This is a genomic window from Novosphingobium sp. (assembly GCF_027489515.1).
Taxonomy (GTDB): domain Bacteria; phylum Pseudomonadota; class Alphaproteobacteria; order Sphingomonadales; family Sphingomonadaceae; genus Novosphingobium.
The window spans coordinates 92,339-106,245 of the sequence record NZ_JAIXZS010000101.1 but is presented as its reverse complement, the minus strand read 5'-3'; the positions used below and the strand labels follow the sequence as shown (position 1 = coordinate 106,245).

The following is a 13,907-nucleotide window of genomic DNA, read 5'->3' as shown; positions in this document are numbered from 1 at the left end:
TGACCAATTATTTTAGGGGGTTCTATGGCGCAGGCGCCCGGCAAGAGGCCACTATCGCCGCATCTCGAAATCTGGCGCTGGGGTCCGGCCATGCTGGTCTCGATCCTGCACCGCATCACCGGCAATGGCCTTGCTTTCGCCGGCCTCGGCCTGCTGCTGTGGTGGGTCGGCGCGCTGGCTGGCGGCCCGGAGAGCTATCAGACGTTCCTCGACTGGGTCTGGCTTGCTCCGGCGGGCGGTTTCCAGAGTGCGACGGCGCTGCTCGGCAAGGTCTTGCTGGTTGGCCTCACCTGGGCGTTCTTCCAGCACATGGCTACCGGCATCCGCCACTTTGTGCTCGATATCGGCGCGGGCTATGAACTCGAAGCGAATGCGCGCTGGTCTTCGCTGACCATCCTGTTTTCGGTTGCCGCCACCAGCGTCTTCTGGGCCTTCGTGCTGCTGCACTGATCCTTCCCACCCGATCCTGCGATCCATACCCTTTCAAGGACATCTCATGGGTAACGGTACATCCATCGGCCGCGTGCGCGGCCTCGGCTCCAGCCACCACGGCACGCACCACTTCCTGTCGTCGCGGCTGACGGCGGTCGGCAATCTGGTGCTGATCCCGTTCCTGATGGTCAGCCTCGCTCTCATGCCCTCGCATGACTACGCGACTGTCCATGCCTGGGCGGCCAAGCCGCTGCCAGCGACTGCGCTGATCCTGATCATGATCAACACCTTCCAGCACGCGCGCCTCGGCGTGCAGGTCATGCTGGAAGACTACATCCACGAAGAGGGCGGCAAGATCGCGGCCTGGCTTCTCGTCAACATCGTGCCGTTCGCGGGCGCTGCCTTCGGTATCGTCTCGGTCGTCCGCATCGCTCTCGGGGGCGCTTGAGCCATGGCTTCCAATCCTGCCTACAAAATCATCGACCACACCTACGACACTGTCGTCGTCGGTGCCGGCGGTTCGGGCCTGCGCGCCACGATGGGTTCGGCCCAGGCCGGTCTGCGCACCGCCTGCATCACCAAGGTCTTCCCGACGCGCTCGCACACCGTAGCGGCGCAGGGCGGCATTGCCGCGAGCCTCGGCAACAATAGCCCGGACCACTGGACCTGGCACATGTACGATACCGTCAAGGGATCTGACTGGCTCGGCGATCAGGACGCAATCGAGTACATGGTTCGTGAGGCGCCGGCTGCGGTCTACGAACTGGAGCACGCTGGCGTGCCGTTCAGCCGCAATGCCGAAGGCACGATCTACCAGCGCCCATTCGGCGGCCACATGCAGAACATGGGCGAAGGCCCGCCCGTCCAGCGCACTTGCGCGGCGGCAGACCGCACCGGTCATGCCATGCTCCACGCGCTCTATCAGCAGAGCCTGAAGTACGATGCGGACTTCTTCATCGAATACTTCGCGATCGACCTCATCATGGAGCCCGGCGCAAACGGCGTGCCCGAATGCCGCGGCGTCATCGCCATGTGCATGGACGATGGCTCGATCCACCGCTTCCGCAGCCATGCCGTGGTGCTGGCTACGGGCGGCTACGGTCGCTGCTATTTCACAGCGACTTCGGCGCACACCTGCACCGGTGACGGCGGCGGCATGGTGCTGCGCGCAGGGCTCCCGCTGCAGGACATGGAGTTCGTCCAGTTCCACCCGACCGGCATCTACGGCGCGGGCGTGCTCATCACTGAGGGCGCGCGCGGCGAGGGCGGTTACCTCACGAACTCCGAAGGCGAGCGCTTCATGGAGCGCTATGCACCGTCCGCCAAGGACCTTGCCAGCCGCGACGTTGTCAGCCGATCGATGGCGCTGGAGATCCGCGAAGGCCGCGGCGTCGGCCCGCACAAGGACCACATCTACCTTCACCTCGATCACATTGATGCAAAGGTGCTGGCCGAACGCCTGCCTGGCATCACCGAGAGCGGCAAGATCTTCGCGGGCGTTGATCTCACCCGCCAGCCGCTCCCGGTTGTGCCGACGGTGCACTACAACATGGGCGGCATCCCCTGTAACTACCACGGCGAAGTCGTGACGATCGGACCGGACGGCAATCCGGAAACCGTCGTCCCCGGTCTCTTCGCGGTGGGTGAGGCGGCCTGCGTTTCGGTCCACGGTGCGAACCGCCTTGGCTCGAACTCACTGATCGACCTTGTCGTGTTCGGCCGCGCCACTGGTCTCCGCCTCAAGCAAATCATCAAGCCCGGCTCGGCGCACAAGGCCCTGCCGAAGGACAGCGCCGACATGGCGCTCACCCGCATCGACACGTTCCGCCACGCCAATGGCGGCTCGCCCACGGCACAGGTGCGCATCGAGATGCAGCGCACGATGTCGGCGCATGCCGCGGTGTTCCGCACCGACGAGCTGATGTCCGAAGGCAAGACCAAGCTCGCCGCGACGTACGAGCGCATGGCGGACGTCAAGGTTTCGGACCGCTCGCTGATCTGGAACTCCGATCTCATCGAGACGCTCGAGCTCGACAACCTGATCGCGCAGGCTTCGGTGACCATGCATTCGGCCTCGAACCGCAAGGAAAGCCGCGGCGCCCATGCGCACGAGGACTTCCCCGATCGCAACGATGGTGAATGGATGAAGCACACCGTCAGCTGGTTCGATGGCTGGGGTGGCAAGGGCGGCGGCGTGAAGCTCGATTACCGCCCGGTGCACGAATATACGCTCACCGACGACGTCGAGTACATCAAGCCGAAGAAGCGCGTGTACTGAGCGTGCCCGCTTTTCGCGGACTGGGGCTTTTGATGGCCGGGTTTGCCTTCATGGCAGGCCCGGCCATTGCCATTCCGCCGCCACAGGCCACCGCCTATCCCGATCCCTTGCAAGCGGGCTGGAAGGGCAGGAAGGTCTGCGCGGTGCTCAAGGACAATGAGCGCATGCGCGTCTTGCGCTGCACATTTCCGCCGGGATGGGGGCATGAGCGCCACCGCCATGCGCCGCATTGGGGATATATCCTCAGGGGCTCGACGATGCGTATCACCACCGCCAGCGGCACTGTCGTGCGCAAGCTCAAGGCGGGTGACAGCTGGTGGAGCGACGGGTTCGATTGGCACGAGGGGCTGAATATTGGCAAGACCACCGGAGTCTATCTGATCGTCGAGCCCAAACCCTGACGGGATGAAACCCGCTGTTCGTCAGGTTCCTGTCAGTCGTTTGACGAAGCGCAGCGGACGCGGATGCATGGGCAGGGCAGAGCTGGGGTAGTGATCAAAAAAATCCCGGAAGGATCTGCCCGATGCCTTTTCGCAAATGGACCGCGCTGACAGCAGGCGCTGCGCTGCTGATGATAGGCGGCATGGCCGCCGCACAAGCCTCGGCAGAGAGCAACGTCAGCCCGCCGCAACCGCCTGCGCCCCCCGCGCCTCCTGCTCCCCCTGCGCCTCCCGCTCCCCCCGCAGCACCGACGCCGCCGGACGCTCCCTTTGTGGACCGCGCTGAGATCGACCGCGAGGTTGCCGAAGGTATGGCGGAAGCGCGTGCGGGCATGGCCGAGGCCCGCGAAAGCATCGCGGAGGCGCGCATGGAAATCGCTGAAGCGCGCAAAGAGATCCTGCGCGAGAGGAACATGCCTCCCGCTGCCCGTGCGCAGGCGCTCGCCGCGCTGGACAAGGCAGAGCGGGACGTGGCCAACGCGTTGCCGCGCGAGCGCGACTGACAGCTTAGCGGTGCCGGCGCGCCTTGGTGCGCTTGCGTGGGCTTGCCTTCGTCTCTGGCGGGGGAGGTGCACTGCTGCTTGCCCCGGCCGCCTCGATTGCAGCCGCCTGAATCGCAGCTGCCTGCGCCGCGGTCGCCGCGCGGGCCGGATAACGGCATCCCCGTGCCTGACCATAGCCCTTGAGGAAGGCGCGCCGGCTTGCACCGGCGTAGAGCGCCACCTGCCATTGCCGCTCCCGGCCAGCCGCGCCTGTCACTTCGCGGATCACGCCGCCAAAGGGGATGAACGAGCCGATCACCGATTTGGCCACCTGGCCCATGGTATTGCCGCGCTTCTCGTCGCGCGTCTTGTCGATCGCGACATCGATATCGGGCCCGAGGACCTGATCGAGCTGGACCACCTCGGCGCCGATCGCTCGGCAGGTGCGCAGCCCGGCAAGATTGTAGGTATCCTCGCGCGCGGCGATCAGGATCGGCGGAATATCCTCCTTGCGGAGGTTGAGATTGTCTAGCGGCGTCGCCACGACGTCGCCGGCCGTCACATTCTGAGGCGCGACGACGGTTTGCGCCGCGGCCGGCGTTGCAGCCGCCCCGCACAGGAGAGCGATGGCAAGTTGGCAATGCTTCATGGATTTTCCCCGGTTCGCCATGATAATGGCTGAGCCGCTATTGGGTTCCCGGCGATGTCCCTGTGCTGAACGTGTCGCAGGCGTCCTCGTTGCCAGTTTCCAGGCCCTTGCGCAGCCACGCCATGCGCTGAGCGCTGCTGCCGTGGGTGAAGGCGGCTTCTACTGGCGTTCGTCCGGCCGAAGCCATGAGCGCATCATCGCCGATCTGGTGCGCGGCGGTGAGCCCTTCCTCGATATCGCCCGGCTCGATCTTGTCCTTGTTGCGCGCGGCCCAGACGCCTGCATAGCAATCGGCCTGCAGCTCGAGCTTGACCGAGAGCCGGTTGGCCATCGGCGGATTGCGACGCTGCGCTTCGTTGACCTGATCCGAGGTACCGACAAGGTTCTGCACGTGGTGGCCATATTCGTGCGCCATCACGTAAGCCCGCGCAAAATCGCCGCCGGCCTGCATCTGCCGCTCCATCTCGTTGTAGAAATCGGTGTCGATGTAGATGCCCTGGTCCGCCGGACAGTAGAACGGGCCCATCGCGCTCTGCGCCGCACCGCAGCCCGATTGCCCATCGCGCGAATAGAACACCAGCTTGGGCGCGGTGAAGGCGATGCCGGCCTTCTGGAACAGCGGCTCCCACGTCTTGTTGAGTGAGGCAAGTGCATTGCAGCTCTCGCGGCTGAAGGCGTTGACTGTGCAACTTTCTGCAAGGCTGCCCGGCTTTCCGGGCAGGGCCTGAGGGGGTGCCGAGCCTTGCATGTTCTGCAGTGCGCCCAGCGTTTGCAACGGATTGATCCCGAACACCAGCGCGCCGACAAGCGCGATGATCAGGCTGCCGCAGCCGATCTTGCCGCCCGGCCCGCGGAACCCGCCGCCGCCGCGCTGGTCCTCGACATTGATCGAACTGTCGAAATCATCGAGCCGCATCGCCTAGTCTCCTGTTCCTCACACCCGATTGCCCGCAAGGTGGGCTGATCCGCAAGCGGGAAACCGCAGCAGGGCCGGTTGCAGAGGAAACTTGCGCAGGTCCCGCGGTTTTGCCAGCAAGAGCGTGACGTTAGGCCGTTCGGGGATAGCGATGAGTCGTTGTGGGTGAGCCGATTGCCATGATCAACTCTACCCATGTCCACATCCGGCATTGGCGGCTCAGGCGATTGGCCGCGCTAGGCCTCGCGGCGCTTGCGCTCTGGCCGCTTTCCACCCACGCTGCCGCCCCCACCAAGCGCCAGCTGCAGCAGATCGAGGCGCAGCTGCGCCAGCACGTGACCACGCTTGCGAGCGAGGAGTATGGTGGCCGCGAGCCCGGTACGCCGGGCGAGACGCTCACCTTGCGCTATCTCGCGCGGCAGTGGTTCGATATCGGGCTGGAATCAGGAACCAATGATCCCGGCAATTCGTGGTTTGCGCCCGTCGAGCTGGTCGAGCGCGAGCCGCAGGGATCGCGCGCGCAGTTCTTTCATGGCAAGCGCCGAGTGCCGGTGGCGGAGGGCGGCGCGTTCGTCGTCACCTCAGGCCTGCGCAGCCTGATCGAGAATGCGCCGCTCGTCTATGTCGGCGGGAACCTTGGCGGGGAAGGCGCCCGCATCGAATTGGCGGGGCGCGTTGCAGTGATCCTCGACAGCGAAGCCCCGCCGCCCGAGCCGGCGAAGCCGGGCGTGATCGGCGCTGCTCCGCGTCCGGTCGACCGCGCTGGCAAACTCCTCGAAAGCGGCGCTGCTGCTGTGCTGACGGTGCTTGATGGCGAACGCTCGCTTGAAGACGTCATGGCTCGCCGCCGCCGTGCAGGATATGCGCTTTCGGGCGAACGCCTTGGCGGCGATATCGAGGTGTTCCTCTCGGCCGAAACCGCGCGGCAGGTGCTGGCTGCCTCGGGAGCGCCTGATCTGGCCAGCCTTCATGCGGCGGGTGCCGCGCCCGGCTTCAGCGCAAAGGCACTCGGCATTGCGGGATCGTTCGAAGCGACCAACCGCGAGACGCGGATCAAGACGCACAACCTGATCGGCAAGCTCGAAGGGCGCAGGCCGGGCACAGGCGCGGTCGTACTGATGGCGCACTGGGACCACTTCGGCAAATGCGCGGCGCCGCCCGCCGAGAAGCAGATCTGCCCCGGCGCGGTGGATAATGCCTCAGGTCTTGCCGTGATCACCGAAGTCGCGCGGCAGCTTTCCGCCGGCAAGCCGCTGGACCGCGATGTCTATCTCGTTGCGACCACGGGCGAGGAACTCGGCCTGCTGGGCGCGCAGGCCTTCGCCGAGAACCCGCCGCTGCCGCTGGGGAGTGTGGTCGCAGCGTTCAACGTGGACAGCACCGGGCTTGTCCCGGCCGGTCTGCCGGTCAGCGTGGTGGGGCAGGGGATGACGCCGCTCGATGCCGGGATCGCCAAGGTGCTCAAGACGATGAAGCGCAAGCTCGCGTCCGGCGATGGCGCCAATGCCTTTGCGAGGCGGCAGGACAGTTGGGCGCTGATACAGCACGATGTCCCCTCGGTCATGGTCAGCACCAGCTATTCGGACCCAGTGCGGCTCGAGGCCTTCATGGACAATGTCTATCACCGCCCAGCCGACGAAGCGGCGCGTGTGGTCTATGGCGGGATGGTCGACGACGTGCTCATCCAGGCTGAACTGGTGCGCTTTTTCGCCGATACCAAGGCTTGGCCGGGCGGCGGGTCGGCCGCCGGTGCAAAGTAGGGTGCAGGGCTAGCCTAAACCGCCCGGCTTGATTACATGGGCCGCCACGAATCTCCCCTAACGGCAAGTGGCGCACCCCATGGATATCCCTCTCGGCCTTACCTTCGACGACGTCCTTTTGCGCCCCGGTGCATCGGACATGGTGCCGACGCAGGCCGATACCCGCACGCGCCTCACTAGCTCGATCACGCTCAACATCCCGGTGATTTCCGCCGCGATGGATACCGTGACCGAAGCGGACATGGCGATTGTTATGGCGCAGCTCGGCGGGATCGGCGTGCTTCACCGCAACCTCACGGTCGAGCAGCAGGCTGCCGCCGTCCGCGCGGTCAAGCGCTTCGAAAGCGGCATGGTGGTGAACCCTATCACGGTCACCCCGGATGCGACGCTGGGCGATGCGCAGGCGATCATGCGCGCCAACAAGATCAGCGGCATTCCGGTGGTCGAAGCGAGCGGCAAGCTCGTCGGCATTCTGACCAACCGCGATGTGCGCTTTGCTGACAATCCTGCGCAGCCGGTGCACGAACTGATGACGCACGAGAATCTCGCCACGGTGAAGCTCGGCACCACCGGCGACGAGGCGCGCCGCCTGCTGCACCAGCGCCGGATCGAGAAGCTGCTGGTTGTCGACGATGCCTTCCGCTGCATCGGTCTCATAACCGTCAAGGATATCGAAAAGGCCGTCACCTATCCCGACGCCACCAAGGACGCTGCCGGGCGCCTGCGCGTCGCCGCTGCCACCACGGTCGGCGAAAAGGGCCTCGAGCGCACCCGCGCCCTGGTCGAGGCCGAATGCGATGTCATCATCATCGATACCGCGCACGGCCACAATCGCGATGTGGCCCGTGCGGTCGAAGCGGTGAAGGCAATGTCGAACACGGTGCAGGTCATTGCCGGCAACGTGGCGACAGCAGAGGCGACCCGCGCGCTGATCGATGCGGGTGCGGACGGCGTGAAGATCGGCATCGGGCCGGGCTCGATCTGCACCACGCGCATTGTCGCTGGTGTCGGCGTGCCGCAGCTTACGGCCGTGATGGAATGCGCTGCCGAGGCGGCCAAGTCTGGCGTGCCGGTGATTGCCGATGGCGGCCTGCGCACCTCGGGCGATGCGGCCAAGGCGCTGGCGGCGGGCGCGAGCACGATCATGGTCGGCTCGATGCTGGCGGGCACGGAAGAGGCTCCCGGCGAGACGTTTCTCTATCAGGGCCGTGCCTACAAGTCGTATCGCGGCATGGGCTCGGTCGGCGCGATGGCGCGCGGTTCGGCCGACCGCTATTTCCAGCAGGATATCAAGGATTCGATGAAGCTGGTGCCCGAAGGCATCGAAGGCCAGGTGCCCTACAAGGGCCCGGCCAAGGACGTCGTTCACCAGCTCGTCGGCGGCATCAAGGCGGCGATGGGCTATACCGGCAGCCCGACGCTCGATGCGCTGCGCGAGAACGCGAGGTTCGTGCGCATCACCAATGCGGGCCTGCGTGAAAGCCATGTCCACGACGTGGCGATCACCCGCGAGGCGCCGAATTATCCCTCGCGCTGAGGTCAAGCCATGACCCCCGCAGCGCGGGTGCAATCGGCGATCGAAGTGCTCGACGCGGTGATCGCTGCCGTGCGGCGCGAAGGTGCTTCGGCTGAGCGTGTAGCGTCGGAATGGCTGAGAGCGCGGCGCTTCATCGGCTCCAAGGACCGCCGCGCGATCCGCGATCTGGCGTGGAATGCGATCCGCCGGTGCGGTGAAGTGCCAGAGACCGGCCGCGCCGCCATGCTCGCGCTGGCGAAGGACGATCCGGTGCTTACCGCGCTGTTTGATGGCTCTCATTATGGCCCCGCCGCAATCCGTGCGGACGAGCCGGTTGCGGCAGCGGGGCTCGCCCCCGCATGGCTCGAAGAGCGGCTCGCCGCGTCCGGCGTCACGTGTGAACAAGGTGCAGCCCTGCTGGACCGCGCCCCGCTCGATCTGCGCGCCAACCGGCTCAAGACGACACGCGACCGGTTGATGGCCGGACTTCCCGTGCCCGCAACCACGACACAGGCACCCGACGCGCTTCGCCTGCCCGGTGGCACCCCGGTGGAGACCTGGCCGGCCTTCGCCGAGGGGCTGTTCGAGGTGCAGGATACCGGCAGCCAACTGACCTGCAGCGCGCTTGACGTTTCTCCGGGCGAGGCTGTTGTCGATCTCTGCGCCGGAGCCGGGGGCAAAACGCTCGCGCTGGCCGCCGCGCTGCAAGGGGAAGGTCATCTCCTCGCCTGCGACATCGACCGCACCCGTCTTTCGCGCCTTGGCCCGCGCGCTCACCGGGCGGGCGCCGAGGTGGAGACGCGGCTGCTCGATCCCGGTCGGGAGGCGGTGGCACTTGCTGACTGGCAGGGCCGTGCTGACGCCGTCATGGTCGATGCGCCGTGCTCGGGCACCGGCACCTGGCGTCGCGGCCCAGAGGCGCGCTGGCGGCTTACTCCGCAGAGCCTTGTCCGCTACGCCCGGATGCAGGCCGAAGTGCTGCGGATCGGGGCGGAACTGGTGCGCCCCGGCGGGCGGCTGACTTACGTTGTCTGCTCGCTGCTCGATGAAGAGGGGCCGGATGTGGTGACAGCGTTCCTCGGACGCAACGCCGGATGGCAGGCGGCCGAACAGCAGGTCGGTGCCGGAACTCCGCGCGGGGCGGGCCTGAGGCTTACCCCTTGGGACGATTCGACGGACGGGTTTTTCTTCGCAACACTTCACCGGCTATGATAGGCAATGAGATCATGGACGCCGGGGGACCACGCGCGCCGCATGGCCGGCTCTGGGAGTTGTTGATGCGTTACATGCCTTTGGGGCTTGCCTTGTCTCTTCTCGTGGCTGTCACGGGAAGCGCCGGAACTGCCGGTGTCTCGCTGCCTTCAGACCCCCGCGCGAAGGCACTTATCGAAACCGGACGCGAACTTCTGGGCCGCGGCGAGGTTGAAGCCGCGACGGACAGCTTTGAAGCCGCGCTTGCGGTCGATCCGGGCAATCCGGCGACATTCCTCGCCCTCGGCGATGCGGCCCGCGCCGCCGGCATGCAGGGCAAGGCGATCCACTATTATCGCGAGGCGCTTGAGCGCGATCCCAACAACCTCGCCGCGCTTTCGGGCGAAGGCGGGGCGATGGCCGAGAAGGGTGCGCTCGAAAAAGCCAAGGGCAACCTCGCGCGGCTGGAAGGCTTGTGCGGGCGCAACTGCCCCGAAGCGCAGAGCCTTGCCTCTGTCATTGCAAAGGGTCCGATCGCGCGGGTTGTATCCGCCGATGCGGTGAAACCCGACCCGCAGGTTGAGGACAACTGAGGCGGAGAGCCTGACGTTCGCCTGCGCGGGACTGACAAGAGATATTTGCGATCCGCGCAGCGCTCTCCGGATCAGATCAGCGCGCGGAATTCCTCGACGACCTGCCGATAAACCCGTTTCTTGAAGGGGACGATGAGGTCCGGCAGATGCTCGGGCTCGACCCAGCGCCAGGCGAGGAATTCGGGGTGCGAATGCGCATCGAGCCGAATCTGCTCGTCCTCGCCATTGAAGCGCACCAGCAGCCAGCGTTGCCGCTGGCCCCGGTAGCGCCCGCCCCACAGCTTGCCGATCAGGTTGTCCGGCAGGTCGTAGAGATACTCTTCCCGGCTTTCGGCCAGGATCGTGACGAGGTCTCCCGTCACCCCCGTCTCTTCCTCCAGTTCGCGAAGTGCGGCAGGGTGAAAATCCTCGCCATCGTCGATCCCGCCTTGCGGCATCTGCCAGGCATCCCCTTCCTTGCTGTCGATACGCTGGCCGACAAAGACCCGGCCTTCCGCATTGACGAGCATGACCCCCACGCAGGGGCGGTAGGGGAGCCCGGCAGGATCCTTGCTCATCAGGCGCGGCCCAGCAGCAGACGGACCGCGGCAAAGATGCGCTGCATGTCTCCGTTGGCGCTTGGGAAGGCCTTGCGCAGCTGCGCGAAGGCGTGGGTCGTGCCCTTCATCTCCAGGAAGACAACTTCGGCGCCCGCACGGATCAGCTCGGCGCCGTAGACCCGCCCGCTGTCGCGGATCGGATCGAGGCTGGCGGTCACAAGCACGGTCGGCGGCGTATCGGCATGGTTGCCATAGATCGGATAGGCGCGCGGGTGGCCCAGTTCGGCCTTATAGGCCTCGGAGAACCAGGCCATAGTCTCGGCGGTCAGCACGAAACCGTCGGCAAACTGCTGGAAGGAGGCGTGATCGGGCTTGTCGTCGCTCAGCGGATAGATCGGCACTTGCAGGACGATCGGCACAGCGGCGGGCTCTGCCGCCAGCGCCTGCGTGACCACGATGGTCAAGTTGCCGCCGGCGGAGTCGCCCATCGGGATGAGGCCGGTGATCGAACGGCCCAGCGCCTCGGGGCTCGTCGCCACCCAGCGCGAAGCGGCCTCGCAATCATCGGGCGCGGCGGGGAAGGGGTGTTCGGGCGCAAGGCGGTAGTGCACAGCGATCACCGGCAGATCGAGTTCGGCCGCGATTTCGGTGCACAGCGAATGGTGGCTGTCGAGATCGCCGATCACGAAGCCGCCACCGTGGAAGAACATGACAGCCGGCCCAGGCTCGCGCGATTCGCGTGCATCATAGAAGCGCAGCGGAATCTCGCCCGCAGGCCCCGGGCACGAGAGGTCCTTGATCACCGCCAGCTCGCGCGGCTCGGCCTCGGCCAGCACACCCATCTGCACATAGCTCGCCCGTGCACCTTCCGGGCCCATTTCCGCCATCGTGGGGCCGGGGACCGATGCCATGAAATCGAGGAAGGCCCGGACATCGGGCCGGACGTAAGGCGAAATGGCGGTATCTGACATAGGTTTCCTCTTCCTCGCGCGGCGCTGGCTTGCCGGAGTCGGTGGGCCGCGTTGTTGACAGTACTGTTATTTGCGAGCTTGACGGCCATGGGCAACCGGATTCATGAGCGAGTGCAAGATTTGCGGTGCATCAGTTTTTCTTCTTTGCGCACCGCTAGATGAGAGCATAGGCGCCGCAGGACGAAGCAAGGCGCGCAAGAGGACGTGAGGGCCAGATCTGGGCCCATTGCGGATAGCAGAGGATCATATGGCGACAGTTCTTGAGAGCGAACCCGAAGGCCACACCGGCGGGAGCGATCTTGCTCCTGCGCCCGAAGCGGTCGTGGTGCGTTTCGCGGGCGACTCGGGCGATGGCATGCAGCTCACCGGCGGCCAGTTCACGCTCTCGACCGCACTGGCAGGCAACGACCTCGCCACGTTCCCCGACTTCCCTGCCGAAATCCGCGCGCCGCAGGGCACGTTGTTCGGCGTCTCGGCATTCCAGATCAACTTCGGCTCGACCGAGATCGACACCGCGGGCGATGCGCCCGATGTGCTGGTGGCGATGAACCCGGCAGCGCTCAAGACCAATGTCGGCGCCCTGAAGCCGGGTGGCTTGATCATCGCCGACACCGGCGAGTTCAACAAGCGCAACCTCGAGAAGGCGAAGTACGATGTCAGCCCGCTCGAGGATGGCAGCCTCGAGAAGTGGCAGGTGCTCGCCTTCGACATCTCGGCGCTGACGCTGGAAGCGGTGAAGCCGTTTGGCCTCGGCAACAAGGAGGCGCTGCGCTGCAAGAACATGTGGACGCTGGGCCTTGCGTTGTGGATGTTCGACCGGGACCGACAGCCGCTCATCGATTGGCTCAAGGGCAAGTTCGCGAAGGCGCCTGTGCTGGCCGATGCCAACATCGCCGCGCTCAACGCTGGCCACGCTTACGGTGAGACGGCGGAGCTTTCCGGCCCGCTCAAGCAGTACCACCTGGCTCCTGCCGCCAGCGAGCCGGGCCTCTATCGCACGGTGACGGGCGCCGAGGCAGTCTCCTATGGTCTGGTTGCGGGTGCGCAGCTGGCGGGTCTCGACCTGTTCTTCGGCGGCTATCCGATTACCCCGGCCTCCGCGATCCTCCACAATCTCGCCCGCCTAAAAGAATTCGGCGTCACCACGTTCCAGGCTGAGGACGAGATCGCCGCGATCGCCGCCGCGATCGGCGCCTCGTTCGGCGGTCAGCTCGGCGTGACGTCGTCCTCCGGCCCCGGCATCGCGCTGAAGGGCGAGGCGATGGGCCTTGCGATCATGACCGAGCTGCCGCTCGTCATCGTCAACTCGCAGCGCGGCGGGCCTTCGACGGGTTTGCCGACCAAGACCGAGCAGTCCGACCTCTATCAGGCGGTCTATGGCCGCAATGGTGACGCGCCGATGCCGGTCGTTGCCGCGCGCAGCCCTTCGGATGCCTTTGAGTGCGCCATCGAGGCTTGCCGCCTTGCGGTGCAGTACATGACCCCGGTGATGCTGCTGACCGATGGCTATATCGCCAATGCCGCCGAGCCGTGGAAAGTGCCGGATCCCGCCAGCTTCGCGCCGTTCCCGGTGACGTTCCTAGAAGAGCCCAATGGCCCCGATGGCAAGGTGCTGCCCTATGCGCGCGATGCCAAGGGCGCGCGGCCCTGGATCAAGCCCGGCACGCCCGGCTTGATGCACCGCATCGGCGGGATCGAGAAGAACCCAGGCACGGGCAATATCGACTATGCGCCCGCCAGCCATCAGGCGATGACCAACGCGCGCAAGGACAAGATCGACGGCATCGCCGCAGGCATCCCGGTGCAGGACGTCACATTGGGCGAAGCGGGCGGCAAGCTCGCGCTCGTCGGCTGGGGCTCGACCTATGGTCCGATCCATCAGGCCGTGCGCCGTGCGCGCCGCAAGGGTCTTGATGTCAGCCACATCCACGTGCGCCACGTCTGGCCGCTGCCGGAGAACCTCGGCGAGCTGCTCAAGAGCTATGAGAAGGTACTGGTGCCGGAGATGAACACCGGCCAGTTCAAGACGGTGCTGCGCGACCAGTATCTGGTCGATGCCAAGCCGCTCAACAAGACGAGCGGGCAGCCGTTCACCATTGCCGAAATCGAAGCGGCGATTGCCGCGGCGCTGGCCTGAGGG

General features: G+C 66.0%; 14 protein-coding genes. 10 read left to right on the top strand and 4 right to left on the bottom strand.

Annotated features, from left to right (window positions below):
• The first annotated feature begins 24 nt into the window (after positions 1 to 24).
• The 5 genes from sdhC (at position 25) to Q0082_RS18045 (ending at position 3,653) form a co-directional block, all read left to right on the top strand.
• Positions 25 to 450 (top strand): succinate dehydrogenase, cytochrome b556 subunit, encoded by a 426-nt coding sequence (gene sdhC / locus Q0082_RS18065; RefSeq protein WP_298195002.1) that lies wholly within the window; start codon positions 25 to 27, stop codon positions 448 to 450.
• 46 nt (positions 451 to 496) lie between these two features.
• Positions 497 to 880: a succinate dehydrogenase, hydrophobic membrane anchor protein gene (sdhD, locus tag Q0082_RS18060; protein ID WP_298195001.1), complete on the top strand. Its 384-nt coding sequence runs from the start codon at positions 497 to 499 to the stop codon at positions 878 to 880.
• 3 nt (positions 881 to 883) lie between these two features.
• Positions 884 to 2,710 carry a succinate dehydrogenase flavoprotein subunit gene (gene sdhA / locus Q0082_RS18055; RefSeq protein WP_298195000.1) on the top strand — a complete coding sequence of 609 codons (1,827 nt, stop codon included), beginning with the start codon at positions 884 to 886 and terminating at the stop codon, positions 2,708 to 2,710.
• Positions 2,711 to 2,742: 32 nt separating this feature from the next.
• The gene (locus tag Q0082_RS18050; protein ID WP_298194999.1) at positions 2,743 to 3,111 is read left to right on the top strand and encodes a cupin domain-containing protein; all 369 of its coding nucleotides are present in this window, start codon (positions 2,743 to 2,745) and stop codon (positions 3,109 to 3,111) included.
• A gap of 122 nt (positions 3,112 to 3,233) precedes the next feature.
• Entirely contained in the window at positions 3,234 to 3,653 is a 420-nt protein-coding gene (locus Q0082_RS18045) for a hypothetical protein (protein WP_298194998.1), read from the top strand.
• Between the two features lie 4 nt (positions 3,654 to 3,657).
• Here the strand turns inward: Q0082_RS18045 and Q0082_RS18040 are convergent, their stop codons facing one another.
• Positions 3,658 to 4,281 (bottom strand): hypothetical protein, encoded by a 624-nt coding sequence (locus Q0082_RS18040; RefSeq protein WP_298194997.1) that lies wholly within the window; start codon positions 4,279 to 4,281, stop codon positions 3,658 to 3,660.
• A 37-nt stretch (positions 4,282 to 4,318) separates the two neighbouring features.
• A complete protein-coding gene (locus tag Q0082_RS18035) occupies positions 4,319 to 5,197 on the bottom strand; it encodes a neutral zinc metallopeptidase (protein WP_298194996.1) in 879 nt (292 codons plus the stop codon).
• Between the two features lie 179 nt (positions 5,198 to 5,376).
• Between Q0082_RS18035 and Q0082_RS18030 the strand changes: the two genes are divergently transcribed.
• From Q0082_RS18030 to Q0082_RS18015, 4 genes are all read left to right on the top strand, one after another.
• A complete protein-coding gene (locus Q0082_RS18030; protein WP_298194995.1) occupies positions 5,377 to 6,957 on the top strand; it encodes a M28 family peptidase in 1,581 nt (526 codons plus the stop codon).
• Positions 6,958 to 7,036: 79 nt separating this feature from the next.
• Positions 7,037 to 8,494 (top strand): IMP dehydrogenase, encoded by a 1,458-nt coding sequence (gene guaB, locus Q0082_RS18025; protein WP_298194994.1) that lies wholly within the window; start codon positions 7,037 to 7,039, stop codon positions 8,492 to 8,494.
• A gap of 9 nt (positions 8,495 to 8,503) precedes the next feature.
• Entirely contained in the window at positions 8,504 to 9,685 is a 1,182-nt protein-coding gene (locus tag Q0082_RS18020; RefSeq protein ID WP_298194993.1) for an RsmB/NOP family class I SAM-dependent RNA methyltransferase, read from the top strand.
• A gap of 104 nt (positions 9,686 to 9,789) precedes the next feature.
• Positions 9,790 to 10,257, top strand: coding sequence for a tetratricopeptide repeat protein (locus tag Q0082_RS18015; protein ID WP_366522580.1), 468 nt, complete (start codon positions 9,790 to 9,792; stop codon positions 10,255 to 10,257).
• A 71-nt stretch (positions 10,258 to 10,328) separates the two neighbouring features.
• On the opposite strand, the gene Q0082_RS18010 is transcribed toward Q0082_RS18015, so the two are convergent.
• Both Q0082_RS18010 and Q0082_RS18005 read right to left on the bottom strand, forming a co-directional pair.
• Positions 10,329 to 10,814 carry an RNA pyrophosphohydrolase gene (locus Q0082_RS18010; RefSeq protein WP_298194991.1) on the bottom strand — a complete coding sequence of 162 codons (486 nt, stop codon included), beginning with the start codon at positions 10,812 to 10,814 and terminating at the stop codon, positions 10,329 to 10,331.
• On the bottom strand, positions 10,814 to 11,767 hold the full coding sequence (locus tag Q0082_RS18005) for an alpha/beta hydrolase (RefSeq protein ID WP_298194990.1): 954 nt from the start codon (positions 11,765 to 11,767) through the stop codon (positions 10,814 to 10,816). Before Q0082_RS18005 ends, Q0082_RS18010 begins: the two co-directional genes overlap by 1 nt.
• Before the next feature lie 247 nt (positions 11,768 to 12,014).
• On the opposite strand from Q0082_RS18005, the gene Q0082_RS18000 reads away from it, so the two are divergent.
• Complete coding sequence (locus tag Q0082_RS18000) at positions 12,015 to 13,904, top strand: 2-oxoacid:acceptor oxidoreductase subunit alpha (protein ID WP_298194989.1); 1,890 nt, start codon at positions 12,015 to 12,017, stop codon at positions 13,902 to 13,904.
• The last annotated feature ends 3 nt before the right edge of the window (positions 13,905 to 13,907 follow it).

Excerpts from the sequence above, each read along its gene's own strand:
- sdhC (WP_298195002.1), top strand. The coding sequence starts at position 25 with ATGGCGCAGGCGCCCGGCAAGAGGCCACTATCGCCGCATCTCGAAATC.
- sdhD (WP_298195001.1), top strand. The coding sequence starts at position 497 with ATGGGTAACGGTACATCCATCGGCCGCGTGCGCGGCCTCGGCTCCAGC.
- sdhA (WP_298195000.1), top strand. The coding sequence starts at position 884 with ATGGCTTCCAATCCTGCCTACAAAATCATCGACCACACCTACGACACT.
- Q0082_RS18050 (WP_298194999.1), top strand. The coding sequence starts at position 2,743 with ATGGCCGGGTTTGCCTTCATGGCAGGCCCGGCCATTGCCATTCCGCCG.
- Q0082_RS18045 (WP_298194998.1), top strand. The coding sequence starts at position 3,234 with ATGCCTTTTCGCAAATGGACCGCGCTGACAGCAGGCGCTGCGCTGCTG.
- Q0082_RS18040 (WP_298194997.1), bottom strand. The coding sequence starts at position 4,281 with ATGAAGCATTGCCAACTTGCCATCGCTCTCCTGTGCGGGGCGGCTGCA.
- Q0082_RS18035 (WP_298194996.1), bottom strand. The coding sequence starts at position 5,197 with ATGCGGCTCGATGATTTCGACAGTTCGATCAATGTCGAGGACCAGCGC.
- Q0082_RS18030 (WP_298194995.1), top strand. The coding sequence starts at position 5,377 with ATGATCAACTCTACCCATGTCCACATCCGGCATTGGCGGCTCAGGCGA.
- guaB (WP_298194994.1), top strand. The coding sequence starts at position 7,037 with ATGGATATCCCTCTCGGCCTTACCTTCGACGACGTCCTTTTGCGCCCC.
- Q0082_RS18020 (WP_298194993.1), top strand. The coding sequence starts at position 8,504 with ATGACCCCCGCAGCGCGGGTGCAATCGGCGATCGAAGTGCTCGACGCG.
- Q0082_RS18010 (WP_298194991.1), bottom strand. The coding sequence starts at position 10,814 with ATGAGCAAGGATCCTGCCGGGCTCCCCTACCGCCCCTGCGTGGGGGTC.
- Q0082_RS18005 (WP_298194990.1), bottom strand. The coding sequence starts at position 11,767 with ATGTCAGATACCGCCATTTCGCCTTACGTCCGGCCCGATGTCCGGGCC.
- Q0082_RS18000 (WP_298194989.1), top strand. The coding sequence starts at position 12,015 with ATGGCGACAGTTCTTGAGAGCGAACCCGAAGGCCACACCGGCGGGAGC.